The organism is Pseudomonas sp. A34-9, assembly GCF_029543085.1.
Classification (GTDB): Bacteria; Pseudomonadota; Gammaproteobacteria; order Pseudomonadales; family Pseudomonadaceae; genus Aquipseudomonas.
In genome coordinates this window covers 83,465-107,421 of record NZ_CP119967.1, presented here as the reverse complement: position 1 = coordinate 107,421, position 23,957 = coordinate 83,465, and the positions used below count along the sequence as shown (strand labels likewise).

The window sequence follows — 23,957 nt, the reverse complement described above, 5'->3', positions numbered from 1 at the left end:
GGTAACTATGTACCACCCTTCCCCTGCGCTTCCTGCCTAGGCTGGCACTTTCAGCCCCGCCTCAAGGAAGACGCCATGCCTGATATCAACCCGCTGCTGCAACACTGGACCCTACCACCGTGGTCGGCGATTCGCGCCGAGCATCTGGTGCCGGCCATCAACGTGATCGTTGCCGAAAACCGCCAGGTCATTGCCCAAGTGATCGCCAGCCAGGCCGAGCATCCAGGCTGGGATGATCTGGTGCTGGCGATTGATGAGGCCGATGCCCGTCTGGATGAAACCATGGCCGTTATCGAAACGCTCTCGTCGGTCAAAACCGACGATGTCGACTGGCTCAGGGAAAGTGCGCTGTGCAGTCTCACCACAACTGAGTACATCGCCGAGAAGAACGCCAATCTGGCGCTGTACCGCACCTATCAACAGCTGTCGAAGAGTTCGATCGCCGAGAGTTTCGATGATCAGCGCAAGGCCTCGCTGGCCAAGACTCTGCGCACATTTCGCTTGTCCGGTATCGAACTGCAGCCTGCACAACAGCAGACCCTCGCGCGCCTGAACCGTGAAATCGCCAGTATGCAGCAACTGTTTAAAAGCAATCTGGAGCTGTCCAGCGCGGCGTGGGCCAAGCACATCACCGACGTTACGCAGCTCGAAGGCCTGTCCGCTGCGGTGAAGGCGCGCCTGGCCCGCAATGCCCGAGAAGACGGACGCGACGACTGGTTGCTCACCCTGGATCAAAACACCTACGACCAAGTCATGACCCATGCGCAGGACCGGGCGCTACGCGAAGCGTATTTCACTGCCTGGTTCACTCGCGCGTCCGACCAGGGCTTATACGCCGGTATATTCGATAACGAGCCAGTGCTGACAGTTCTGGTCGCTTTGCGTCACGAGAAAGCCCGGTTATTGGGGTTTGAGGATTTCGTCCAGTTGCGCCTCGTAAACCGCATGGCCACTTCGCCTGCGCAAGTCGGCGCCTTTGTGCGCCGGCTGGTGGCGCTGAACACGCCGGGCCTGTTGCGTGATGCCCAGGCTCTGAAAACGTTCGCGCTGACCCAAGGGATTGCGCAAGTACAGCCGTGGGATGAAGACTTCCTTGCCGAGCAACTGCGTCTGCAGCAATTGAACGGTGCGCTGAAAGGTTTGCGTGAATACTTCCCGCTTGATGGCACCTGGCGCCGGCTCTGTCGGTTCAGCGAACGCCTGTTCGGGATCAGCATCGTCGAGCAGACCTCGCTCAGCCACTGGCACGCCGATGTGCGACTGCTGGAAATCAGCGAACACGGGCAAGTGATCGGGCATATCTACTTCGACCCTTATCACCGCGAAGACGACGCCGATTACCCGTTCACCACTGCCTTGCGCACCCGCCGAATCAACGCCGAGGGGCGGCCATCGCTGCCAATTGCGCACCTGTACAGCAACTTCACGCCCGCCACCGATGAGCATCCCTGCCTGCTCTCACACGAGAATCTGCGGGCGCTGTTCCACGAATTCGGACACTGTCTGCAATATGTTCTGGCGCAATCGCCCCATCGCAACTTGTCGGATATCTCCCAACAGGGACGCGACACCACCGAATTCACCGGGCAGGTGTTCGAACACTTTTGCCTGTCAGCCGAGTTTCTGTTGTGGCTGGCGGCTCATTACCAGAGCGGCGAGCGACTGACCGAAGCGCGGATCAATACCGCGCTGAAGGCCATTGGCGCTCACACCCATCGGGCAAGCGCCCTATTGTTAATGGAGACGCTATTTGATCTGGAACTGCACAGCGGTCAAGACGATAGGCGCAGCATCGAAGCGGTATTCACGGACGTGCAACGCGAAATTCCCCATTTGCAACTGTCGGGTTACCAGCGCTTTGCCAACAGTTTTGATTTTCTGGTAACCGGTTACGAGGCTTCGGTGTATGCCTACCTGTGGTCTGGCGTGATGGCCAGCGAGGTGTTCAAGCGGTTTCAGCGCGACGGGGTGTTCAACCCGCAAACGGGCCGGGATTTTCGCCAGGCGTTCCTTGCGCCGGGCGATTCACACTCGATGCTGAACGCTCTGGAAACCTTCCTCGGTCAGCCGGTCGATCCCGAGCTGTTTGGAGCAATCGCCCATTGAGTTGGCCGATCATTTCAGATTGACGGTCTGGAACCAGCTCTTCATCGAGCAGGTGGCGAATGCGCTGGTGCTGCAATCGCCATTGGCCAGTGCGGTGCGCAACTTGTCGACATCGGCCTGCATCACATAGCGCACGCTGTCGCGAAAGTGCCCGCTTTCACCAAAACCGCCCTGGGTCATCTCGCTCAGGGCGTCTTCCTTACTCCAGCCCTGCACCACCACGCGGTACATCGCCGCCATCAGGCCGGTGCGGTCGGAGCCGTGCTTGCAGTGCATCAACACCGGACCATTGGCTTCGGCAGACTGAATAGCCCGCAGGGTCTTGAGCACGTCGGCGTCGTCAACATGATTGGTGCGGTACGGCAGTTGCACTTGGTTAATGCCCGGCTCGGACAACCAATTACTGTCCGCTTCCGGGAGGAAGTTGATCACCGTGGCGACCTTGAGATTTTTCAGCAACGGTAAGGCGCCGCCATCCGGCAGTGCACTGCGATAGAGCGTCGGCGACATCTGGAACAAGTTGTATTGCACTTCGACCGGTTGCGCCCAATCAGAGGGACGGGCCGTCGCTGTCGCCGCAGCCTGGGCTGGCAGCCAGTGCAACAGCGCAACAAGCGATAAACACAAAGCAGGAAATAAGCGCACTCGGGACATGCTGGGGTAACCGTGTCGGGATTTATCGATGAGAGGAACCGTAGCTTCGATGTTGGGCGGTCAAAGCCCCGTGAGCCGTTTGTCAAAGAATCGTGAATCCGCGCTGTTTCATTGAAGGCCGCTAATAAAAACCGCTCTTTTTTCCGCTGAATCGGTTCATGCCGAAGCTTAGCCTGCTACCATTTGTCACACGATGTTGCAGACGCGTCGCCCTTTCCCGGGTCAGACCGAATCCGTCTCGACGATAAATCCTCAAGCCGTTCGCAGAAACGGCTACCCCTGATGCCTGATGAGGTGCACTCCCATGTCTGATGAAAGTCGAGACAACCCGCGGCGTGAGTTTTTGCGCAAATCCCTGACCCTGATCCCGTTGGTCACCCTGGCCGGCACCGGTCTGGGCAGCAGCGTGCTGCAAGCGGCGCCTGAAGCCGCACCTGCTGCGCCCGCGCCGCAACCGGCTCGCACTGACGCCAGTGTTTATCAACCAAGTTACTTCACGACTGAAGAATGGGCGTTCATCAATGCCGCTGTCGCGCAATTGATCCCCAACGATGCCCAAGGCCCGGGCGCGCTTGAAGCCGGTGTGCCGGAATACATCGACCGCCAGATGAACACGCCGTACGCCGCTGGCGCCCTGTGGTACATGCAAGGCCCGTTCAACGCCGATGCCGCGCCGGAGATGGGTTGGCAGAGCAAACTGGTGCCCAAAGAGATCTATCGTCTCGGCATCGCCGCCACGGATCAGTGGGCAAAATCTCTCAACGGTAAAGTATTTGCTGAGCAAGACAGCGCTACCCGAGACGATTTGCTCAAGCAACTCGAAGCCGGCAAACCGCAATTCGACGCGGTGCCGGCGAAGATTTTCTTCAATCTGCTGCTGCAAAACACCAAGGAAGGGTTCTTCTGCGACCCGATCCACGGCGGCAACAAAGGCATGGTCGGCTGGACCATGATCGGCTTCCCCGGCGCCCGCGCCGATTTCATGGATTGGGTGGAACGCAACGAGCAATACCCCTTCCCGGCAGTTTCGATTCGCGGCGAGAGGGCGTAAGCATGGCAACGGTAATGAAGAAGGTTGACGCAGTCATCGTCGGTTTCGGCTGGACCGGCGCGATCATGGCCAAGGAACTGACCGAAGCGGGTCTCAACGTGCTGGCGCTGGAGCGCGGGCCGATGCAGGACACCTACCCGGACGGCAACTATCCGCAGGTAATCGACGAACTCACCTACAGCGTGCGGAAAAAACTCTTTCAGGACATCTCCAAAGAAACCGTCACCATTCGCCACAGCGTCAATGACATCGCCCTGCCGAACCGCCAGTTGGGCGCGTTCCTTCCGGGCAATGGCGTTGGCGGTGCCGGCCTGCACTGGTCGGGCGTGCACTTCCGGGTCGACCCGATCGAGTTGCGCATGCGCAGCCACTATGAAGAGCGCTACGGCAAAAGCTTCATCCCCAAGGACATGACCATTCAGGACTTCGGCGTCAGCTATGAAGAGCTGGAGCCGTTCTTCGATTTCGCTGAAAAAGTCTTCGGCACCTCGGGTCAGGCCTGGACAGTGAAAGGTCAACTGGTCGGTCAGGGCAAGGGCGGCAACCCGTACGCGCCGGATCGTTCCAACCCGTTCCCGCTGGAAGCGCAGAAGAATACGGTTTCCGCACAACTGTTCGGCAAAGCGGCGACAGAAGTCGGTTACAAACCCTACAACCTGCCGTCCGCGAATACTTCAGGGCCGTACACCAATCCCTACGGCGCACAAATGGGGCCGTGCAATTTCTGCGGGTTTTGCAGCGGTTACGTTTGCTACATGTACTCTAAGGCTTCGCCGAACGTGAACATTCTGCCGGCGCTGAAGCCACTGCCGAATTTCGAGTTGCGCCCTAATTCGCACGTACTGCGGGTCAATCTCGACAGCAGCAAATCCAAAGCCACCGGCGTGACCTACATCGACGGCCAGGGTCGTGAGATCGAGCAACCGGCCGATCTGGTGATCCTCGGCGCGTTCCAGTTGCACAACGTGCGTCTGATGCTGCTCTCCGGCATCGGCAAGCCCTACGACCCGATCAGCGGCGAAGGCGTGGTCGGGCGTAACTTCGCCTACCAGAACATGGCCACCATCAAGGCGTTCTTCGACAAGGACACCCACACCAACAACTTCATTGGCGCCGGCGGCAACGGCGTGGCGCTGGACGATTTCAACGCCGACAACTTCGACCACGGCCCGCACGGCTTCGTCGGCGGCTCGCCGATGTGGGTCAACCAGGCCGGTAGCCGGCCGATTGCCGGCACGTCGAACCCGCCAGGCACGCCGGCCTGGGGCAGTGCGTGGAAGCGCGCCACAGCCGATTACTACACCCATCAGGTGTCGATGGACGCCCACGGCGCGCATCAGTCCTACCGGGGCAACTACCTCGATCTCGATCCGGTGTATCGCGATGCCTACGGCTTGCCATTGCTGCGGATGACGTTCGACTGGCAGGAAAACGACATCAAGATGAACCGCTTCATGGTCGAGAAAATGGGCAAGGTCGCCGAAGCGATGGGGCCGAAAGCCATTGCCGTGATCGGCAAGAAAGTCGGTGACCACTTCAACACCGCGTCCTACCAGACCACCCACCTTAACGGCGGCGCGATCATGGGCACCGACCCGAAAAAGAGCGCACTGAACCGCTACTTGCAGAGCTGGGACGTGCATAACGTCTTCGTTCCGGGCGCCTCGGCGTTCCCGCAGGGCCTGGGTTACAACCCGACCGGCCTGGTTGCCGCATTGACCTATTGGTCGGCGAAGGCGATCCGCGAGCAGTACCTGAAAAACCCCGGCCCGCTGGTTCAGGCTTAAGGAGCGATGACCATGAAGACACTCGTTATCGCGACCCTGGCGCTGCTCGGCAGTGCCGCAATCCATGCGGCTGAAGTTGATCAAAGTTTGATCAAACAGGGCGAATACCTCGCCCGCGCCGGTGACTGCGTGGCCTGCCACACCGCCAAGGACGGCAAGCCGTTTGCCGGTGGTCTGCCGATGGAAACCCCGATCGGCACGATCTATTCGACCAACATCACTCCGGACAAAACCGGCGTCGGTGATTACAGCTTCGCGGACTTCGATCAGGCCGTGCGCCATGGCGTCGCCAAAAACGGCAGTACGTTGTACCCGGCGATGCCGTATCCGTCCTACGCCCGTGTCAGCGAAACCGACATGCAAGCGCTGTACGCGTACTTCATGCACGGCGTAGAACCGGTGGCGCAGGAGAACAAGGCCAGCGATATTCCCTGGCCACTCAGCATGCGCTGGCCGCTGATGGGCTGGCGCTGGATGTTTGCGCCGAAGGTCGAGGACTACAAGGCAACAAGTGCCGACCCGGTGATCGACCGTGGTGCGTATCTGGTCGAAGGCCTCGGCCATTGCGGTGCCTGCCATACGCCACGCGCGCTGACCATGCAGGAAAAATCCTTGAGCGCGGCCGACGGCAAAAACTTCCTCGCCGGCAGTGCGCCGCTTGAAGGCTGGATCGCCAAGAGCCTGCGCGGCGATCACAAGGATGGCCTCGGCAGCTGGAGCGAGGAGCAACTGGTGCAGTTCCTCAAGACCGGACGCAGCGATCGCAGCGCCGTGTTCGGTGGCATGAGCGATGTGGTCACCCACAGCATGCAATACATGACCGACGCCGACCTGACCGCCATTGCCCGCTACCTGAAGTCATTGCCGGCCACTGATCCGAACGATCAACCGCATCAGTACGACGAAAAAGCGGCGAAAGCTTTGTGGAGCGGTGATGACAGCCAGCGTGGCGCGGCGGTGTACATCGATAACTGCGCGGCGTGCCACCGCACTGACGGCCACGGCTACACGCGGGTGTTCCCGGCGCTGGCGGGCAATCCGGTGCTGCAATCGGAAGATCCGACCTCGTTGATCCATATCGTGCTCAAGGGTGGTACGTTGCCGGCGACGCACACGGCGCCGTCGACCTTCACCATGCCCGGTTTCGCCTGGCGTCTGTCGGATCAGGAAGTGGCGGATGTGGTGAGTTTCATCCGCGGCAGTTGGGGTAACAAAGGTGCGCCGGTCAGCGCCAAGGAGGTTGCCGGCCTACGCAGTGACGATATGAAAACAACATCCACTGATGATCTTGGCCAAGTAACAGAACATCATTAAAAACAGAAACCCTGCATGAACAGTTCATGCAGGGTTTTTAATATACGTACAGTGCAATAAACTGCGAACTTACGGATTAACGATACTTACATAAGCCTTGGCCAGTGCAATCAACTTCGCTTTGTCATCGTTATCAATATCGCCATCACCGTCCACATCGTTATTGTTGGTGCGAACAGTGAATGTCATGCCACGGTCGCTGGACACCGCCACCACGTAGGTCGAGTCCACCAAAGCCTCGGTGGGCAGCTCCTGCTCGGCATTCCAGCCGAGCTCCTTGCGCGCCAGTTGCATCGAAACAATGGTGTTGGGTTCAGAAGCACTTGGCAGCATCATCTGCATAAAGACGCCACGCTGATTAAGATAAGACATGTATTAAATCCTTTTAATCTAGTTATCGGACACGTGCCGATGGAAGTAGCCAAGACTATATTCGATAACCAGTCGCGACAACGGAACATATGTGTCTCTAGTTGTACTTCGTTTTTGCAGCTCTCTATAAATTTTTCCAGTTCGCCAGTCTCCCATCGCTGAACGGTACTGGAACACACCGGGCTTGCTCAGGTACTGTATGTATATACAGATCAGGAGCCTGCCCAATGATCAATCTTCTCCCTCCCCGTGGTCGCGGCACCGCGACCAACCCGCACAACCGCTTCGCGCCGCGCCGCTCGGTGGTGGAGGATGACGGCTGGTATCAGGAAGTGCCTGAGACACAAAACACCGAGGTGATGATCGAAACCGCAAAAACCATCATCACCCGCAACACTTCACCGGACCTGCCTTTCGACCGCTCGATCAATCCTTATCGTGGCTGCGAACACGGCTGCATCTATTGCTATGCACGGCCCAGCCATGCCTATTGGGACATGTCGCCCGGGCTGGATTTCGAAACGAAGCTGATTGCCAAGACCAACGCCGCGCAAGTGCTGGAAGAGCAGCTCGGGAAAAAAGGCTATCAATGCGCGCCGATCAATCTGGGCTCCAATACCGATCCGTATCAGCCGATCGAGCGTGAACACAAAATCACCCGCCAGACCCTCGAAGTGCTGCTGCGCTATCGGCACCCGGTGACCATCGTCACCAAGGGTTCGCTGATTCTGCGCGATCTCGACCTGCTGACCGAGTTGGCCGAGCAACGGCTGGTGGCGGTGATGATCAGCCTGACCACGCTGGACGACGAACTCAAACGTATCCTCGAACCCCGCGCTGCGGCGCCCAAGGCGCGATTGCGTGCCATTCGGGTGATGCGCGAAGCAGGCATTCCCGTTGGCGTGCTGTGTTCGCCGATGATTCCGATGATCAATGACAGCGAGATCGAAAACCTGCTCACCGAAGCCCACGCCGCCGGTGCGCAAAGCGCGGCCTACATGATGCTGCGCCTGCCGCTGGAAGTGGCGCCGCTGTTCGAAGAATGGCTTCAGGGGCACTATCCGCAACGCGCCGCCCACGTGCTGAGCCTGATTCGCCAGAGCCGGGGCGGCGAGCTCTACGACAGCCGTTTCGGCGCGCGCATGCGCGGTGAAGGAGTGTTCGCCGATCTGCTCGCGCAACGTTTCGCCAAAGTGATCAAGCGCCTTGGCTTGAATCACCGCGAAGGCTATAACCTCGATTGCACCGCCTTCTGTCCGCCGGGTCGCCAGATGTCTTTGATTTAGCGACAATTGGCCTATGGTTGAGGGGTTGGAATCCTTCCGCCGAAATCACTCAGTCACGTTTTTTGTGACCTGGAACACACGTGCTAGAGCGTTTGATTCAGTTTGAGTTAAGTTTCGGCGGCTACCTTGTTCATCGAGTGACTGACGGGTCGGGATGGCCCGGATGTTTAAACAGCCACTGGCTTCATACCGGAATACATGGGAACGACTCCCCTAATCCGCCAAAGAGGATGAATCATGAGTGACAAGGATAAACAGCCGTTGGCTGCGTCGGCGCAAACCCCTGAAGCGGAATCCGCCGATGCAGCGCTGCGCCAGATCGTAGACGGCTTTTTGCATTTTCATCATGAGGTCTTTCCACAGCAGGAAGAACTCTTCAAGAAACTCGCCACGGCCCAGGCGCCCAAGGCGATGTTCATCACCTGCGCTGACTCGCGCATCGTCCCCGAGCTGATTACCCACAGCTCGCCCGGCGATCTGTTCGTGACCCGTAACGTCGGCAACGTTGTCCCGCCTTACGGGCAGATGAACGGCGGCGTTTCCACCGCAATCGAATACGCGGTACTGGCGCTCGGCGTACAGCACATCATCATCTGCGGCCACTCCGATTGCGGCGCCATGCGTGCAGTGCTCAATCCGGACAGCCTGGAAAAAATGCCGACGGTCAAAGCCTGGCTGCGCCACGCTGAAGTGGCGAAAACCATGGTGCATGAGAACTGTAACTGCGCCGACGAAAAAGAAAGCATGCCGATCCTCACCGAGGAAAACGTCATCGCCCAATTGCAGCACTTGCGTACCCATCCTTCGGTAGCCTCGCGCATGGCGAACGGTCATTTGTTCATCCATGGTTGGGTCTACGACATCGAAACCAGCGAAATCAAAGCTTACGACGCGGATCAGGGACGTTTCCTGCCGCTCGATGGCAGCCATCCGATTCCGGTGGCGACGCCCAAAGCGCGCTTCTAAATCTTCCTAAACATCTGTGTGGTTTGACGCCGGTCGCTGATTCAGCGGCCCGGCCTTGCCATGCCTGAAGAAAACTTCGGGAGAATCGCCATGCGTGCGGCTCAATTGAAAGCGGTGTTGCCACGGGAGTTGCTCGCTTCAGTGGTTGTGTTTCTGGTCGCCCTGCCGCTGTGCATGGGCATTGCGATCGCCTCAGGGTTGCCACCGGCCAAAGGCCTGATCACCGGGATCATCGGCGGTCTGGTGGTGGGTTGGTTGGCGGGCTCACCGTTGCAGGTCAGCGGGCCGGCGGCGGGGCTGGCGGTGTTGGTGTTCGAACTGGTGCGCCAGCACGGCATCGAGATGCTCGGGCCGATTCTGTTGCTTGCCGGTTTCCTGCAACTGGTCGCCGGCCGATTGAAGCTGGGTTGCTGGTTTCGGGTTACGGCGCCAGCGGTGGTCTACGGGATGCTGGCGGGGATTGGCGTGTTGATCGTGCTGTCGCAGGTGCATGTGATGCTTGATGCGTCACCCAAGCCTTCGGGGCTGGATAACCTCACGGCATTCCCGGCGGCAGTGGCACAAGCGCTGCCGTCGTTTGGCTGGCAGGCCGGCCTGCTCGGGCTGTCGACGATTGCGGTGATGTGGCTGTGGGAGAAGTTTCGCCCGCATTCGCTGCGTTTTGTTCCTGGCGCATTGCTGGGTGTGGGTCTGGCGACGGGTGCCAGTCTGCTGCTGGCGTTGCAGGTCAAACGCGTCGAAGTGCCGGCGAATCTGGCGGAGGCCATTGATTGGCTGAAGCCTGCTGACCTGCTCAGTCTGGCCGATCCGACGCTATTGATCGCCGCGTTCGCCGTAGCGTTCATTGCCAGTGCGGAAACCTTGCTGTCGGCCGCTGCGGTAGATCGCATGCACAGCGGCGTACGCTCGGACTTCGACCGTGAGCTGTCGGCGCAAGGGGTCGGCAATATGCTCTGCGGTCTGGTCGGCGCGTTGCCGATGACCGGGGTGATCGTGCGCAGTTCGGCCAACGTCCAGGCCGGCGCGACCACGCGTTACTCGACGATCTTCCATGGCCTGTGGCTGCTGGCGTTCGTGCTGTTGCTGTCGAGCGTGCTGCAAAGCATTCCGGTGGCGAGTCTGGCCGGTGTGCTGGTGTATACCGGTTTCAAACTGGTCGACCTCAAGGCGTTTCGAGGCTTGGGTCGTTATGGGCGGATGCCGATGTTCACCTACGCCGCAACGGCGCTGGCGATCATCTTCACCGACCTGTTGACCGGTGTGCTGATCGGTTTCGGTCTGACGCTGTTGAAACTGGCGTTCAAAGCCTCGCGCCTGAAGATCAGCCTGATCGATCTGCCGCAGGACGGTGAGATGGAATTGCGCCTGGTCGGTGCGGCGACATTCCTCAAGGTGCCGGCGCTGACGCAAGTGCTGGGCAGTATTCCGCAGGGGACGACGGTGCATGTGCCGCTCAATAATCTGAGCTACATCGACCATTCCTGTCTGGAGTTGCTGGAAGAGTGGGGCCGGGCGAATGCAGCGAAGGGGTCGAAGCTGTTGATCGAGTCGCGGGGGTTGAAGCGCAGGCTTGAGGGCAGGGTGCGGACCAATACCGGAATCGGTGCGGCCGGCTAAACAATCCGTTGTGAATATAAACCCTGTGGGAGCGAGCCTGCTCGCGAAAGCGGTGTATCAGCCAACAGAGATGTTGAATGATCGACCGCATTCGCGAGCAGGCTCGCTCCCACATTGGATCTATGGCGTATGAAGGTTATGCGGCAGGCTGGTCGAGTTCCAGGCCCACGCCCAGTCGACGGCCCATGCACGGCCAGCGTTTCCACGCGGCGCCGGTGTCCGGGCTGCTGAGTTTCTCGCGGTAGGCTTCCACCGACTCCAGCGCAAAGCTGTCATCGTCGAGCATGCTGTCCACCGCGTGGTGGACGACTTCATCCAGTTCGTTGGCAAATTTCTCACCGAGCAACTGGTGAGCAATCAGATTGGCGACCGTCATGTCCAAGGGGATCAGTGGCTGGCCGAAATGCTTGATGTACAGGTCGTTGACCTCTTCGACAAAGCGGTGCGCCAGATAGGCTTCGTCCAGCAGATGTTCCAGGCCAACGGGAGGCTGAAGGAAATACTGCTCGGCGATTTTCAGCACCGGTTTGATCTGCGATTCGATTCCCGCTTCCCTGGCAACTTCATTCGCTGCGTCCAGCAGGTCAGGTACTTCATCGATGTAGGCTTCGACAAAACGCGTCAATACAGCCTTGGCATCGGTCTCCGGCAATTGGATTGACGGGTGTAGATGAGGCAGTTGTTCTTCCAGCTGACGGGTCAGCCGTCCGGTTTCATTTTCGTGTTGTCGGGCTTTTTTAATCTGCTCGCGCAATGCGGCGGTGTTCATGAAAACTCCAGGAAACAAGGCAGTGAAATAGGGAAGACATAACTTAGCTGGCTTACGAAAAATGCTAAGACGCATTTGTCATAATTATTTCATCCTTGATGCACCTGCGTTATATCGGTTTGCCACCACTCGTCTGCATCCTTCTCCATTCGTGCCCTTGAACGCAAGTACCAGCTGTTTCAGTTGATTTACGTGTGCACATTGCAATTTCCCGTCGCTGTCTATACTCGCCAGTGAATGGAGTTAGCTGATGACGCCCGACTGCCCACGCAGCAAGGCCCGGCGATTCAAGTTCGTAGTCTGATGCAGCCGCTCCCTTGCCGAAGGCGTTGCGCCTACGGGATAACAAGAACGATAAGGGGAACCCGCAATGATGCGACATCCACACGTCTGGATGGGCCTCCTGTTGTGGTCGATTTTCAGTCCGGCGCATGCCGCATGGACTGTGAATATGGCGCCTGGAGCGACTGAAATCAGTCACGCAGTATTCGACCTGCACATGACCATTTTCTGGATCTGTGTGGTGATCGGGATCATCGTCTTCGGCGCCATGTTCTGGTCGATGATGGTGCACCGCCGTTCTACCGGGCAGGTCGCCGCAAAATTCCACGAAAGCACCACCGTCGAAATTTTCTGGACCGTCGTACCGTTCCTGATTCTGGTGGCGATGGCCGTGCCGGCGACCGCCACCCTGATCAAGATGTACGACACCAGTGAGCCGGATATCGATATCCAGATCACCGGTTATCAGTGGAAGTGGCACTACAAATACCTGGGTCAGGACGTCGAGTTCTTCAGCAACCTGGCCACCCCCGCCGAACAGATCCACAACAAGGAAACCAAGGGCGAGCACTACTTGCTCGAGGTCGACAAGCCGTTGGTGCTGCCGACCGGCGCCAAAGTGCGCTTCCTGGTGACGTCCGCCGACGTTATTCACTCCTGGTGGGTGCCGGCCTTCGCGGTGAAACGCGATGCGATTCCGGGGTTCGTCAACGAGGCGTGGACGCGCATCGACAAGCCCGGCATCTACCGTGGTCAATGCGCCGAACTGTGCGGCAAGGATCACGGCTTCATGCCAATCGTGGTCGAGGTCAAGGAGAAGGCCGACTACGACAAGTGGCTCGCCGACCGCAAAGCCGAGGCCGCGCAGCTCAAAGAGCTGACCAGCAAGGACTGGACCCTCGACGAACTCAAGGAACGCGGCGACAAGATCTATCACACCACTTGCGTGGCCTGTCACCAGGCCGAAGGTCAGGGCCTGCCGCCGATGTTCCCGGCGCTCAAGGGCTCCGAACTGATCATGAAAGGCAGCAAGGCCGATCACTTGCATCGGGTGGTCTACGGCAAACCGGGCACCGCCATGGCGGCGTTCGGCAAGCAGCTGTCGGAAGTCGATATCGCAGCGGTCGTGACCTACGAACGTAACGCCTGGGGCAACAACAAGGGCGACATGGTCACGCCAAAAGAAGTGCTGGAGATGAAACAGGCGGGGGACAAATGAGCCGGCCTATCACATCTACCCGCCACGGTTCGCGGCCAGTCGCCGCGAATCACCTCGCCTGTTCACGTAAAGGAGACCGGCCATGAGCGCTGTAATCGATGACCACGGTCATGCCGACCACGCCCACGGCCCCGCCAAAGGCCTGATGCGCTGGGTGCTGACCACCAACCACAAGGACATCGGCACGCTGTACCTGTGGTTCGCGTTTTCCATGTTCCTGCTCGGCGGTACGTTCGCGATGGTGATTCGTGCCGAACTGTTCCAGCCGGGGCTGCAAATCGTCGAGCCGGCGTTCTTCAACCAGATGACCACCATGCACGGTCTGGTGATGGTCTTCGGTGCGGTGATGCCAGCGTTCGTCGGCCTCGCCAACTGGATGATCCCGTTGATGATCGGCGCGCCGGACATGGCCCTGCCACGGATGAACAACTTCAGCTTCTGGCTGCTGCCGGCGGCGTTCCTGATCCTCGTGTCGACCCTGTTCACCCCCGGTGGCGGGCCGAACTTCGGCTGGACGTTCTATGCGCCGCTGTCGACGACCTACGCACCGGAAAGCGTGACCTTTTTCATCTTCGCCATCCACTTGATGGGGATCAGTTCGATCATGGGCGCGATCAACGTGATCGCGACCATCCTCAACCTGCGCGCCCCCGGCATGACGCTGATGAAAATGCCGCTGTTCGTCTGGACCTGGCTGATCACCGCGTTTCTGCTGATTGCGGTGATGCCGGTACTGGCCGGGTGCGTGACGATGATGCTGATGGACATCCACTTCGGCACCAGTTTCTTCAGCGCCGCCGGTGGCGGTGACCCGGTGTTGTTCCAGCATGTGTTCTGGTTCTTCGGGCATCCTGAGGTGTACATCATGATCCTGCCGGCGTTCGGCGCCGTCAGCTCGATCATCCCGACCTTCTCGCGCAAGCCGCTGTTCGGCTACACCTCGATGGTCTATGCGACGGCGAGCATCGCCTTCCTGTCGTTCATCGTCTGGGCGCACCACATGTTCGTGGTCGGCATTCCGCTGGTGGGCGAGCTGTTCTTCATGTACGCCACGCTGCTGATCGCGGTGCCGACCGGGGTGAAAGTGTTCAACTGGGCCAGCACCATGTGGCAAGGCTCGCTGACTTTCGAGACACCGATGCTGTTTGCCGTGGCGTTCGTGATCCTGTTCTCCATCGGCGGCTTCTCCGGGCTGATGCTGGCCATCGCCCCGGCGGACTTCCAGTACCAGGACACCTACTTCGTGGTCGCGCATTTCCACTACGTGCTGGTGCCGGGGGCGATCTTCGGGATCTTCGCGTCGACCTACTACTGGCTGCCGAAATGGACCGGCCACATGTACGACGAAACCCTCGGCAAGCTGCATTTCTGGCTGTCGTTCATCGGCATGAACCTGACCTTCTTCCCGATGCACTTCGTGGGCCTTGCGGGAATGCCGCGACGGATTCCGGACTACAACCTGCAGTTCGCCGACTTCAACATGGTCTCCTCGATTGGCGCGTTCATGTTTGGCGCGACGCAGATCTTCTTCCTGTTCATCGTGATCAAGACCATTCGCGGCGGCCCGCCGGCACCGGCCAAACCGTGGGATGGCGCGGAAGGTCTGGAGTGGAGCGTGCCGTCGCCGGCGCCGTATCACACCTTCACAACGCCGCCGGAAGTGAAATGAACACAGATCTCCCTGTGGGAGCGAGCCTGCTCGCGAAGAACGATGACGCGGTGCATCTGATGCACCGAGTGGTCTGCTTCGCGAGCAGGCTCGCTCCCACAAGGGATCTGATGAGAGGCATGAACCATGGCTGACTCGATCTCGATGAAAAAACTCGTCACCCGCCTGCTCGGGGTGGTGCTGGCGATGTTCGTCTTCGGTTTTGCCTTGGTGCCGATCTACGACGTGATGTGCAAAGCCTTCGGCATCAACGGCAAGACCGCCGGGCAGTACGAGGGTGAACAGGTGGTCGACACCTCGCGCCAGGTGCGTGTGCAGTTTCTATCGACCAATAACGTCGACATGCCGTGGGATTTCTACCCCAAGCATGACGAACTCACCGCCAACCCCGGCGCGGTCAACGAGATGATCTTCATCGCGCGCAACCCCACCGATAAACCGATGAGTGCGCAAGCCGTGCCGAGCATCGCGCCGAGCAATGCGGCGGCGTATTTCCACAAGACCGAATGCTTTTGTTTTACCCAGCAGGTGCTGCAGCCCGGTCAGCAGATCGAGATGCCGGTGCGCTTCATTGTTGACCGCGACATGCCCAAGGATGTGAAGCACCTGACGCTGTCCTACACGCTGTTCGATATCACCGCCCGACATCCGCCGGTGGCTGTAAACACTGGCGGTTGAGCGTGCCCGATAAGGAGAACAATAAATGGCGACTCATGAGCATTATTACGTTCCGGCCCAGAGCAAATGGCCCATCATCGCGACCTTCGGCATGGCCATCACCGTGTACGGCCTCGCCACCTGGTTCAACGATCTGAAGGCGGCACGTCCGGAATCCCACGGCCCGTACATCTTTTTCGTCGGTGGCCTGTTGCTGGCGTACATGCTGTTCGGCTGGTTCGGTACGGTGGTCAAGGAAAGCCGCGCGGGGCTGTATAGCGCGCAGCTGGATCGCTCGTTCCGCTGGGGCATGAGTTGGTTCATCTTTTCCGAGGTGATGTTCTTCGTCGCCTTCTTCGGCGCGCTGTTTTATGTGCGCCACGTCTCCGGACCGGCACTCGGCGGCGAAGGCCCCAAAGGCATCGCGCATATGCTCTGGCCGAACTTCCAGTTCACCTGGCCGCTGCTGCACACGCCGGACCCGAAACTGTTCCCGCCACCCAAGGAAGTCATCAGCCCGTGGGGCCTGCCGCTGATCAACACGATTCTGCTGGTCAGCTCCAGCGTGACCATCACCATCGCCCACCATGCCTTGAAAAAGGGCCATCGCGGCGCGCTGAAAATCTGGCTGGCAATCACCGTGCTACTTGGTTGCGCGTTTCTCGGTTTCCAGGCTGAGGAATACATGCACGCCTATCACGAACTGGGCCTGACCCTCGGTTCGGGGATTTATGGCGCGACGTTCTTCATGCTCACGGGTTTCCACGGCGCCCACGTGACCATCGGCACGATCATTCTGTTTGTGATGCTGATGCGCATCATGAAGGGCCACTTCGACAATGAGCACCAGTTCGGCTTCGAAGCGGCGAGCTGGTATTGGCACTTCGTCGACGTGGTGTGGATCGGCCTCTTTATCTTCGTTTACGTGCTCTGAGGAGCAACGCTACCAAGGCGCATGCGACACCAGTTGGCCGCTGTAAAAGCCCCAGGCGATCAAGCCGACGGTGGCAGCGGCCAATGCCACCCGAACACTCAAGGCGATGACCAGGCGATTGGAACTGCTGTCGTCCTTGACCAGGAAAAACAGGCCGCTGAACAGGCTGATCACCGTGGCAATCAGCATCAGGACGATCGCTGTTTTGAGCATGGGAAGAACTCCGGGGGACAGGCGATGCAGTTGAGTATAGCGATCGCAACGACTGACTTTGTGGCACAGCCATGAAGCGCTTTCGTCCGGGCGTGATACCGACCGTGGTGGTGGCGTTGTTGCTGCCTCTGCTGGTGGCGCTGGGCTTCTGGCAACTGAGCCGTGGCGCCGAGAAAACCGCCCTGCTCGCCAGTTACGCCGAACGCCGCACGGCTGAACCGATGGCCAGCAGCGAGTTGCTGAACAGTGCCGATCCGGCTTATCGCCGCGTTCATCTGCACGGCCAGTTCGATGCCGCGCACAGTCTGCTGCTGGATAACCGCCAACGTAACGGCAAAGTTGGTGTCGAGTTGCTGCAACCGTTTCAGGATCAACGCACCGGCCTGTGGCTGCTGGTCAATCGCGGCTGGCTGCCATGGCCGGATCGCCGTGTGCCGCCGCAATTCACCACGCCTGCCGATGTGCTGAATGTCGATGCCTGGGTCTACGTCGCCCCCGGCGCTACTTTTCAACTTCACGCTGATCCGGTCAGCAACACCTGGCCGCAAACCATCACCGCCGTCGAGCCCGCCAAGCTGTGGAAAACCCTCGATCGCGACGGCTTCGCCTACGAATTACGCGCAGAACCCGGCCCGGCCAGCTACGAGGCCGATTGGCCGGTGGTTGCCATGGGTCCGGAAAAACACCTCGGTTACGCCGTGCAGTGGTTCGCCATGGCCACCGCCCTGCTCGGCCTCTACGTCTATTTGGGCTTGCACAACGCAAAGGAGAAACACCATGGGAACGGCCATGAATCCACCCAGCATGTCTGAGGCGAAACCTGCCGCTACCCGTCGTCGCCGTGGCCGCGTTCAGTTGCTGCTGATCCTGCTCGGCGTGATCGGTCCGATGATCCTCGCCACCGGCATGTACAAATTGCAGTTCTGGGTACCGGAGGGTCGCAGCTATCACGGCGAACTGATCGGCAACGGCCAGACCCGCGCCGACCTTGGCGTGCAAGCCGACGAGGATCGCTGGCAGATGCTGGTCACCGCGCCGCAGGCGTGCGCAGTGGATTGCCAGCAACTGGTGTATCTGGCGCGGCAGATCCAGATCGGTCTGGGCCGCGATGCCGGGCGCGCCAGCCATGCCCTCGCCGTTGCGCAACCGGTGAGCGCCGATTACGAGGCCAAGCTGAGCCGTGAATATCCACAGCTGCAACGCTATCCGCTGGACGCTGGCGTGTTCAGCAAAACGACTGGCGACAAAGCCACGCCACAGCTGTGGATCATCGACCCCCACGGCAACCTCGTGCTGCGTTACGAGCCGAATGTGAAAGGCAAGGATCTGCTCAACGACCTGCGTCACCTGCTGAAACTGTCGAACATCGGATAAGGGCATCGTCATGGCCAAACCTGGATTTCGCCTCGCGCTGTTTGCCACCCTGCTGGCACTGATTGTGGTGCTGCTCGGCGCCTATACGCGCCTGACCCACGCCGGCCTCGGCTGCCCGGACTGGCCGGGCTGTTATGGTTTTATCAGTGTGCCGAAAAGCGAAGCCCAACTGGCCCATGCCGAACTGCATTATCCCGACTCGCCAGTGGAGGCGCACAAGGGCTGGAACGAGATGATTCACCGCTACTTTGCCGGCACCCTCGGCCTGCTGATTTCGATTCTCGCCGGGCGCGCGTGGGTCAATCGGCGTCATCCGGGGCAGCCGTTGAAACTGCCGCTATTTCTGCTCGCAGTGGTGTTTGCGCAAGCGGCGTTCGGTATGTGGACGGTGACGCTCAAGCTCTGGCCGCAGGTGGTCACCGGACATTTGCTCGGCGGCTTTGCGACGTTGAGTCTGTTGTTTTTACTGACGTTGCGATTGTCCGGTGTGCTGCCGGCGCTGACCGTGCCCAAGCGTTTGCAGTATTGGGCGACGGCGGGACTGCTGTTGGTGATTGGCCAGATCGCGCTCGGTGGCTGGGTCAGTTCCAACTACGCAGCGGTGGCGTGCATCGACTTCCCGACGTGTCACGGGCAATGGCTGCCGCCAGCGGATTTCGCCAACGGTTTTCACCTGACTCAACACATCGGCCCGAACTATCTGGGCGGACAACTCGACAGTGATGCGCGCACGGCGATTCACCTGACTCACCGCATCGGCGCGCTGCTGGTGACGTTGGTCTTGCTCGGTCTGGCCTGGCAATTAAAAGTGGTCGGCATGACGCGGCTGGCCGGTCTGGTGCTGATCGCCCTCGCCGCGCAAATCACCCTCGGTATCAGCAATGTGTTGTTCCATCTGCCGCTGCCGGTGGCTGTCGCGCATAACGCTGGCGGTGCGGCGCTGTTGCTGACCATGGTGCTGGTCAATTACCACGCGCGCACCAGTCTGGTTCGGGTCAGACAACCGGTGCTCGCGCGCTGGCGTCTGAGCCCGCGTAAACACGCGGCCGCGCCCATCATTATTAAAGGAGAAACGCCGTGGCGATTCTGATTGGCGAACGCCCGCATCAGGCGATCTGGCGTGATTATCTGGAGCTGACCAAACCGAAAGTCGTGGTGCTGATGCTGATCACCTCGCTGGTCGGCATGTTCCTCGCGACCCGCGCCGGGGTGCCGTGGACGGTGCTGGTGTTCGGCAATCTGGGGATTGCCCTGTGTGCTGGGGGTGCGGCGGCGGTCAATCATGTGGTGGATCGGCGCATCGATGCGGTGATGGCGCGCACGCACAAACGGCCACTCGCTGAGGGACGGGTTTCACCGGCGGCGGCGCTGACGTTTGCATTGATCCTGGCGCTGCTCGGTCAGGCTTTATTGCTGACCTTCACCAATCCGCTGACCGCCTGGCTGACGCTGGCCTCGTTGCTCGGTTACGCGGTGATTTACACCGGTTTCCTCAAACGCGCGACGCCGCAGAACATCGTCATCGGTGGCCTCGCCGGTGCCGCCCCACCGCTGCTCGGCTGGACTGCCGCCACCGGCCACGTCAGCGCCGAGCCATTGTTGCTGGTGCTGATCATCTTCGCCTGGACCCCGCCGCACTTCTGGGCACTGGCGATTCATCGCAAAGAGGAATACGCCAAGGCCGACATCCCGATGCTGCCGGTCACCCACGGCGAGCACTACACCAAGGTGCACATTCTGCTGTACACCTTCGCGCTGCTGGCGGTGAGTCTGCTGCCGTACGTGATCCACATGAGCGGCGTGCTCTACCTGATTTGCGCCCTCGCCCTGGGCGCAAGATTTCTGCAATGGGCCATGGTGCTGTACCGTGGCACTCGGCCGCACGCGGCGATCAACACCTTCAAGTACTCTATTTATTACTTGTTCCTGCTGTTCATCGCCCTGCTCGTAGACCACTACTTACTGTTGAACCTATGACTCGAACCCAGAAAACCGTCTTCATCCTCGTCGCCGTGATCGCGCTGATCCTCGGCCTGACCGTCAACAAAGTGCTGAGCGGCAAGGGCCAGGGCGACCCCACGGCGCTGATCGACGCCGGCATTATCCTGCTGCCGCAGAGCCGCAATCTGCCGGACGTGACGATGACCGATCAGGACGGCAAACCGGTGGCGATCAATGAGCTCAAAGGTAAGTGGAGTTTGCTGTTCTTCGGTTACACCTTCTGCCCGGACATCTGCCCGACCACCCTCGCCCAGTTGCGGCAGATCAAGAGTGAACTGCCCAAGGACGCTGTGGATAAGTTGCAGATCGTGCTGGTCAGCGTTGACCCGAACCGCGATAACCCGAAGCAGTTGAAGCAGTACCTGGGCTACTTCGATCCGCAGTTTGTTGGCCTGACGCCGACTTCGATTGAAGAGCTGCAGAAGGTGGCGAATGCGGTGAGTATTCCGTTTATTCCGGCGGATACGAGTAAGCCGAATTACACCGTCGACCATAGCGGCAATCTGGCGGTGATCGGGCCGGACGGGACGCAGCGCGGGTTTATTCGAGCGCCGCTGAATAACGCCAAACTGGTGGCGCAGTTGCCGGTGATGCTTAACCGCAAATAAAAGCTGAAGAGCGAAAAGCCCCTCACCCTAGCCCTCCCGAAACGTCGGACCGCCCAGAGGGAGAGGGGACTGAATGGGGGATATTGCGAAGCTACGCCGAATTGAACGTCCTGCTTTGAATCCATAATCGCCAATATCTTTCAGGTCGATGTATAAAGCAGGACACCTCGGTCGGCCCCCTCTCCCTCCGGGAGAGGGCTGGGGTGAGGGGCAGACTCACCGCTGCTCTAAAGCCGAACTCAAGACAAAAAAAGGGGCGCATTAAATGCGCCCCTTTTTCGTTGCAACAATCAAAATCAGAACGCCGGCAATACCGCGCCTTTGTACTTCTCGGTAATGAATTGCTTCACTTCCGGGCTATGCAGGGCAGCAGCCAGTTTCTTCATCGCGTCGCTGTCCTTGTTGTCCGCACGGGACACGAGGATGTTCACGTAAGGCGAGTCGTTGCCTTCGATCACCAGCGCATCCTTGGACGGATCAAGCTTGGCTTCCAGCGCGTAGTTGGTGTTGATCAGCGCCAGATCGACCTGGGTCAGCACGCGCGGGATGGTCGCGGCTTCCAGTTCACGAATCTTCAGGTCTTTCGGGTTTTGGGCGATGTCTTTGACGGTCGACAGGATGTTGGTCGGATCCTTCAGGGTGATCACGCCCGCCTTGGCCAGCAGCAACAGCGCACGGCCGCCGTTGGTGGCGTCGTTCGGAATCACCACGTTGGCGCCGCTTGGCAGATCACTGATGTTCTTCAGTTTGCTCGAGTAGGCGCCCAGTGGCTCCAGGTGCACACCGGTCACAGCAACCAGATTAGTGCCCTTGGCCTTGTTGAACTCATCGAGGTACGGCTGGTGCTGGAAGAAGTTGGCGTCCAGGCGCTTTTCGGCAACCTGTACGTTCGGCTGAATGTAGTCGGTGAAGACCTTGACCTTCAGATCCACGCCTTCTTTGGCCAGTGCCGGCTTCACGAACTCGAGGATTTCGGCGTGCGGCACCGGCGTAGCGGCAACGGTCAGGGTTTCGGCGTGGGCCGAGAATGCCGCAACGGCAGCGAAAGCAGCGATCAGTTTTTTCATTCAGCTAACTCCTTTTGAGGCGCCCGTCTGGCACCTGCCAGCGAATGGCCGGCTCATCTGTTCAATATAAAACCGGTTATTTGCGCGAGAAGTGCACGACCAGTCGATCACCGACCATCTGCAACACTTGCACCAAAATCAGCAACAGCACCACGGTGACAATCATTACGTCAGTCTGGAAACGCTGGTAGCCGAAACGGATGGCCAGGTCACCCAGACCACCGGCGCCGACCACACCGGCCATCGCCGTGTAGGACACCAGTGTAATCGCCGTCACCGTAATCGCCGCGAAGATGCCCGGGCGGGCTTCCGGCAGCAAGGCATTGATGATGATCTGCCGGGTGGTCGCGCCCATCGACTGGGTCGCTTCGATGATGCCGCGATCGACTTCCCGCAGCGCGGTTTCCACCAGACGTGCGAAGAACGGTGTCGCACCAACGACCAACGGCGGAATCGCACCGGCCACGCCCAGCGACGTGCCGGTGATCAGCACGGTGAACGGGATCATCACGATCAACAAAATAATGAACGGTAACGAACGCAGGATGTTCACTGCCAGCGACATGAACGCATAGAGGGCACGGTTTTCCAGCAACTGGCGCGGGCTGCAAAGGAACAGCAACACGCCCAGCGGCAGGCCGAGCAACACAGTGAACAGCAGCGAACCACCGAGCATCAGCATCGTGTCGCCGGTGGCCAGCCAGATTTCGTACCAGTCGATATTGGTGAAGAAACTGATCAGGTCTTCCATTAGCGCAATACCTCCATGTGAACGTCAGCGGCGGTGAAGCGGGCGAACGCCGCTTCCATGTCGCCACCGGTGACGGCGAGGGTCAATTGCCCGTACGGAATGTCTTTGATGCGGTCGATGCGACCGGCGAGGATGCTGTAGTCGACGCCGGTTTCGCGGGCGACGGTACCGAGCAACGGCGCGTAGGTCGCTTCGCCCTGGAAGGTCAGACGTACGATGCGCCCCGGCACGTGAGCGAAGTCGTCACGCTGTTCGCTCTCGTCGATCTGCTCGCTTTCCTGAACGAAGCGTTTGGTGGTCGGGTGCTGCGGATGCAGGAACACCTCGGCCACCGAACCTTGCTCGACGATCACGCCAGCGTCCATCACCGCCACTTGATCGCAGACGCGACGGATCACATCCATCTCGTGGGTGATCAGGACGATGGTCAGTTTCAGTTCGCGGTTGATCTCGGCCAGCAATTGCAGGACCGACGCGGTGGTCTGCGGGTCGAGGGCGCTGGTGGCCTCGTCGCACAGCAGAATCTTCGGCTTGGTCGCCAGGGCGCGGGCAATGCCGACGCGCTGTTTCTGGCCGCCGGACAATTGCGCCGGATACTTTTTGGCGTGATCAGACAGACCGACTCGCGCCAGCAACTCGGCAACACGCTTGTCGATCTCGCTGCCCGACAGTTCGCCGGCCAGGGTCAGCGGCAACGCAACGTTGTCGGCGACAGTCTTGGAAGCGAGCAGGTTGAAGTGCTGGAAGATCATCCCGACTTGCTGGCGGAAACGGCGCAGGCCATTGGCGTCCAGCGCGGTGACTTCTTCGCCGTCGACGAAGATCTTGCCGCCACTGGAGTCTTCCAGGCGATTGATCAGACGCAGCAGGGTACTTTTGCCCGCACCGGAATGGCCGATCAGGCCGAACACCTGCCCGTTCTCGATGGCGAGACTGGTCGGGTGCAGCGCGGGAATGTCCTTACCGGCGACGCGGTAAGTCTTGTGGACGTTTTGAAACTCGATCACGTAGCGAACCTTGTGGGGCGCGTTAGAAAAGGATCAGCGGTTAGCCGGGCGCGCATTTTAGCCTGTCCGTATAGAGGTTCTTAGCATTTATTTCTCAATTAACCTTCGATTTGGCAATAACAAGATCAAAGGTCATAAAAAAGGAACGCCCGTTCCTGCTCATCGGTCACTAGTTAAGCGACTTGAAACCCTGGGTAACCGTGCCCGGAAACGCTCAAGAGTCCCCGTTGAAAAGGGGTCAAACGAGGAGTTT

Annotated in this window: 23 protein-coding genes; 16 read left to right on the top strand and 7 right to left on the bottom strand. The window is 59.5% G+C overall.

All coding sequences use genetic code 11. The features are described from left to right. The first annotated feature begins 75 nt into the window (after positions 1 to 75). Entirely contained in the window at positions 76 to 2,106 is a 2,031-nt protein-coding gene (locus P3G59_RS00500) for a M3 family metallopeptidase (RefSeq protein WP_277760032.1), read from the top strand. Positions 2,107 to 2,115: 9 nt separating this feature from the next. On the opposite strand, the gene P3G59_RS00495 is transcribed toward P3G59_RS00500, so the two are convergent. Beyond that, entirely contained in the window at positions 2,116 to 2,760 is a 645-nt protein-coding gene (locus P3G59_RS00495; protein ID WP_277760031.1) for a dual specificity protein phosphatase family protein, read from the bottom strand. Between the two features lie 304 nt (positions 2,761 to 3,064). Between P3G59_RS00495 and P3G59_RS00490 the strand changes: the two genes are divergently transcribed. Genes P3G59_RS00490 through P3G59_RS00480 form a run of 3 tightly spaced genes read left to right on the top strand, consistent with a single transcriptional unit; the run spans position 3,065 to position 6,912 of the window. Then, positions 3,065 to 3,811, top strand: a complete 747-nt coding sequence (locus P3G59_RS00490; RefSeq protein ID WP_277760030.1) for a gluconate 2-dehydrogenase subunit 3 family protein — start codon at positions 3,065 to 3,067, stop codon at positions 3,809 to 3,811. A gap of 2 nt (positions 3,812 to 3,813) precedes the next feature. Beyond that, a complete protein-coding gene (locus tag P3G59_RS00485) occupies positions 3,814 to 5,598 on the top strand; it encodes a GMC family oxidoreductase (protein ID WP_116254160.1) in 1,785 nt (594 codons plus the stop codon). 12 nt (positions 5,599 to 5,610) lie between these two features. Beyond that, positions 5,611 to 6,912, top strand: a complete 1,302-nt coding sequence (locus P3G59_RS00480) for a cytochrome c (protein WP_277760029.1) — start codon at positions 5,611 to 5,613, stop codon at positions 6,910 to 6,912. 69 nt (positions 6,913 to 6,981) lie between these two features. On the opposite strand, the gene P3G59_RS00475 is transcribed toward P3G59_RS00480, so the two are convergent. Next, positions 6,982 to 7,284 carry a hypothetical protein gene (locus P3G59_RS00475; RefSeq protein WP_277760028.1) on the bottom strand — a complete coding sequence of 101 codons (303 nt, stop codon included), beginning with the start codon at positions 7,282 to 7,284 and terminating at the stop codon, positions 6,982 to 6,984. 227 nt (positions 7,285 to 7,511) lie between these two features. Between P3G59_RS00475 and P3G59_RS00470 the strand changes: the two genes are divergently transcribed. The 3 genes from P3G59_RS00470 (at position 7,512) to P3G59_RS00460 (ending at position 11,153) form a co-directional block, all read left to right on the top strand. After that, positions 7,512 to 8,570 (top strand): PA0069 family radical SAM protein, encoded by a 1,059-nt coding sequence (locus tag P3G59_RS00470; protein WP_277760027.1) that lies wholly within the window; start codon positions 7,512 to 7,514, stop codon positions 8,568 to 8,570. A gap of 237 nt (positions 8,571 to 8,807) precedes the next feature. After that, on the top strand, positions 8,808 to 9,536 hold the full coding sequence (locus P3G59_RS00465) for a carbonic anhydrase (protein WP_007911720.1): 729 nt from the start codon (positions 8,808 to 8,810) through the stop codon (positions 9,534 to 9,536). A 90-nt stretch (positions 9,537 to 9,626) separates the two neighbouring features. Next, positions 9,627 to 11,153, top strand: a complete 1,527-nt coding sequence (locus P3G59_RS00460) for a SulP family inorganic anion transporter (protein ID WP_277760026.1) — start codon at positions 9,627 to 9,629, stop codon at positions 11,151 to 11,153. A gap of 136 nt (positions 11,154 to 11,289) precedes the next feature. On the opposite strand, the gene P3G59_RS00455 is transcribed toward P3G59_RS00460, so the two are convergent. After that, the gene (locus P3G59_RS00455; RefSeq protein ID WP_016986468.1) at positions 11,290 to 11,922 is read right to left on the bottom strand and encodes a hypothetical protein; all 633 of its coding nucleotides are present in this window, start codon (positions 11,920 to 11,922) and stop codon (positions 11,290 to 11,292) included. Positions 11,923 to 12,292: 370 nt separating this feature from the next. On the opposite strand from P3G59_RS00455, the gene coxB reads away from it, so the two are divergent. The 4 genes from coxB (at position 12,293) to P3G59_RS00435 (ending at position 16,683) form a co-directional block, all read left to right on the top strand. Then, positions 12,293 to 13,423: a cytochrome c oxidase subunit II gene (coxB, locus tag P3G59_RS00450; RefSeq protein WP_277760025.1), complete on the top strand. Its 1,131-nt coding sequence runs from the start codon at positions 12,293 to 12,295 to the stop codon at positions 13,421 to 13,423. Between the two features lie 82 nt (positions 13,424 to 13,505). Then, a complete protein-coding gene (gene ctaD / locus P3G59_RS00445; RefSeq protein WP_277760024.1) occupies positions 13,506 to 15,092 on the top strand; it encodes a cytochrome c oxidase subunit I in 1,587 nt (528 codons plus the stop codon). Between the two features lie 126 nt (positions 15,093 to 15,218). Further along, positions 15,219 to 15,770, top strand: coding sequence for a cytochrome c oxidase assembly protein (locus P3G59_RS00440; RefSeq protein WP_064116612.1), 552 nt, complete (start codon positions 15,219 to 15,221; stop codon positions 15,768 to 15,770). A 25-nt stretch (positions 15,771 to 15,795) separates the two neighbouring features. Continuing rightward, a complete protein-coding gene (locus tag P3G59_RS00435; RefSeq protein ID WP_277760023.1) occupies positions 15,796 to 16,683 on the top strand; it encodes a cytochrome c oxidase subunit 3 in 888 nt (295 codons plus the stop codon). Positions 16,684 to 16,692: 9 nt separating this feature from the next. Here the strand turns inward: P3G59_RS00435 and P3G59_RS00430 are convergent, their stop codons facing one another. Then, positions 16,693 to 16,896 carry a twin transmembrane helix small protein gene (locus tag P3G59_RS00430; RefSeq protein ID WP_007911731.1) on the bottom strand — a complete coding sequence of 68 codons (204 nt, stop codon included), beginning with the start codon at positions 16,894 to 16,896 and terminating at the stop codon, positions 16,693 to 16,695. 71 nt (positions 16,897 to 16,967) lie between these two features. Here P3G59_RS00430 and P3G59_RS00425 point away from each other — a divergent pair, with 71 nt between their 5' ends. The 5 genes from P3G59_RS00425 to P3G59_RS00405 are packed head-to-tail and all read left to right on the top strand — an operon-like array spanning position 16,968 to position 20,879. After that, a complete protein-coding gene (locus P3G59_RS00425; RefSeq protein WP_277760022.1) occupies positions 16,968 to 17,708 on the top strand; it encodes an SURF1 family protein in 741 nt (246 codons plus the stop codon). Continuing rightward, complete coding sequence (locus P3G59_RS00420; RefSeq protein ID WP_277760021.1) at positions 17,674 to 18,270, top strand: hypothetical protein; 597 nt, start codon at positions 17,674 to 17,676, stop codon at positions 18,268 to 18,270. Before P3G59_RS00425 ends, P3G59_RS00420 begins: the two co-directional genes overlap by 35 nt. A 10-nt stretch (positions 18,271 to 18,280) precedes the next feature. After that, positions 18,281 to 19,360 (top strand): COX15/CtaA family protein, encoded by a 1,080-nt coding sequence (locus tag P3G59_RS00415; protein WP_277760020.1) that lies wholly within the window; start codon positions 18,281 to 18,283, stop codon positions 19,358 to 19,360. Beyond that, positions 19,348 to 20,247: a heme o synthase gene (gene cyoE / locus P3G59_RS00410; RefSeq protein ID WP_277760019.1), complete on the top strand. Its 900-nt coding sequence runs from the start codon at positions 19,348 to 19,350 to the stop codon at positions 20,245 to 20,247. Before P3G59_RS00415 ends, cyoE begins: the two co-directional genes overlap by 13 nt. Continuing rightward, entirely contained in the window at positions 20,244 to 20,879 is a 636-nt protein-coding gene (locus P3G59_RS00405; protein WP_007911741.1) for an SCO family protein, read from the top strand. Before cyoE ends, P3G59_RS00405 begins: the two co-directional genes overlap by 4 nt. A gap of 296 nt (positions 20,880 to 21,175) precedes the next feature. On the opposite strand, the gene P3G59_RS00400 is transcribed toward P3G59_RS00405, so the two are convergent. The 3 genes from P3G59_RS00400 to P3G59_RS00390 all read right to left on the bottom strand — a co-directional run bounded on the left by P3G59_RS00400 (position 21,176) and on the right by P3G59_RS00390 (position 23,704). After that, positions 21,176 to 21,946, bottom strand: coding sequence for a MetQ/NlpA family ABC transporter substrate-binding protein (locus P3G59_RS00400; protein ID WP_277760018.1), 771 nt, complete (start codon positions 21,944 to 21,946; stop codon positions 21,176 to 21,178). Between the two features lie 76 nt (positions 21,947 to 22,022). After that, a complete protein-coding gene (locus P3G59_RS00395; RefSeq protein WP_277760017.1) occupies positions 22,023 to 22,697 on the bottom strand; it encodes a methionine ABC transporter permease in 675 nt (224 codons plus the stop codon). After that, positions 22,697 to 23,704 carry a methionine ABC transporter ATP-binding protein gene (locus tag P3G59_RS00390; RefSeq protein WP_277760016.1) on the bottom strand — a complete coding sequence of 336 codons (1,008 nt, stop codon included), beginning with the start codon at positions 23,702 to 23,704 and terminating at the stop codon, positions 22,697 to 22,699. The genes P3G59_RS00395 and P3G59_RS00390 overlap by 1 nt, the downstream gene beginning before the upstream one ends. Positions 23,705 to 23,957 lie beyond the last annotated feature (253 nt).

Excerpts from the sequence above, each read along its gene's own strand:
- P3G59_RS00440 (WP_064116612.1), top strand. The coding sequence starts at position 15,219 with ATGGCTGACTCGATCTCGATGAAAAAACTCGTCACCCGCCTGCTCGGG.
- P3G59_RS00475 (WP_277760028.1), bottom strand. The coding sequence starts at position 7,284 with ATGTCTTATCTTAATCAGCGTGGCGTCTTTATGCAGATGATGCTGCCA.
- P3G59_RS00470 (WP_277760027.1), top strand. The coding sequence starts at position 7,512 with ATGATCAATCTTCTCCCTCCCCGTGGTCGCGGCACCGCGACCAACCCG.
- P3G59_RS00400 (WP_277760018.1), bottom strand. The coding sequence starts at position 21,946 with ATGAAAAAACTGATCGCTGCTTTCGCTGCCGTTGCGGCATTCTCGGCC.
- P3G59_RS00435 (WP_277760023.1), top strand. The coding sequence starts at position 15,796 with ATGGCGACTCATGAGCATTATTACGTTCCGGCCCAGAGCAAATGGCCC.
- ctaD (WP_277760024.1), top strand. The coding sequence starts at position 13,506 with ATGAGCGCTGTAATCGATGACCACGGTCATGCCGACCACGCCCACGGC.
- P3G59_RS00495 (WP_277760031.1), bottom strand. The coding sequence starts at position 2,760 with ATGTCCCGAGTGCGCTTATTTCCTGCTTTGTGTTTATCGCTTGTTGCG.
- P3G59_RS00420 (WP_277760021.1), top strand. The coding sequence starts at position 17,674 with ATGGGAACGGCCATGAATCCACCCAGCATGTCTGAGGCGAAACCTGCC.
- P3G59_RS00455 (WP_016986468.1), bottom strand. The coding sequence starts at position 11,922 with ATGAACACCGCCGCATTGCGCGAGCAGATTAAAAAAGCCCGACAACAC.
- P3G59_RS00460 (WP_277760026.1), top strand. The coding sequence starts at position 9,627 with ATGCGTGCGGCTCAATTGAAAGCGGTGTTGCCACGGGAGTTGCTCGCT.
- P3G59_RS00465 (WP_007911720.1), top strand. The coding sequence starts at position 8,808 with ATGAGTGACAAGGATAAACAGCCGTTGGCTGCGTCGGCGCAAACCCCT.
- P3G59_RS00395 (WP_277760017.1), bottom strand. The coding sequence starts at position 22,697 with ATGGAAGACCTGATCAGTTTCTTCACCAATATCGACTGGTACGAAATC.
- P3G59_RS00425 (WP_277760022.1), top strand. The coding sequence starts at position 16,968 with ATGAAGCGCTTTCGTCCGGGCGTGATACCGACCGTGGTGGTGGCGTTG.
- P3G59_RS00480 (WP_277760029.1), top strand. The coding sequence starts at position 5,611 with ATGAAGACACTCGTTATCGCGACCCTGGCGCTGCTCGGCAGTGCCGCA.
- P3G59_RS00415 (WP_277760020.1), top strand. The coding sequence starts at position 18,281 with ATGGCCAAACCTGGATTTCGCCTCGCGCTGTTTGCCACCCTGCTGGCA.
- P3G59_RS00500 (WP_277760032.1), top strand. The coding sequence starts at position 76 with ATGCCTGATATCAACCCGCTGCTGCAACACTGGACCCTACCACCGTGG.
- P3G59_RS00485 (WP_116254160.1), top strand. The coding sequence starts at position 3,814 with ATGGCAACGGTAATGAAGAAGGTTGACGCAGTCATCGTCGGTTTCGGC.
- P3G59_RS00430 (WP_007911731.1), bottom strand. The coding sequence starts at position 16,896 with ATGCTCAAAACAGCGATCGTCCTGATGCTGATTGCCACGGTGATCAGC.
- P3G59_RS00490 (WP_277760030.1), top strand. The coding sequence starts at position 3,065 with ATGTCTGATGAAAGTCGAGACAACCCGCGGCGTGAGTTTTTGCGCAAA.
- P3G59_RS00405 (WP_007911741.1), top strand. The coding sequence starts at position 20,244 with ATGACTCGAACCCAGAAAACCGTCTTCATCCTCGTCGCCGTGATCGCG.
- coxB (WP_277760025.1), top strand. The coding sequence starts at position 12,293 with ATGATGCGACATCCACACGTCTGGATGGGCCTCCTGTTGTGGTCGATT.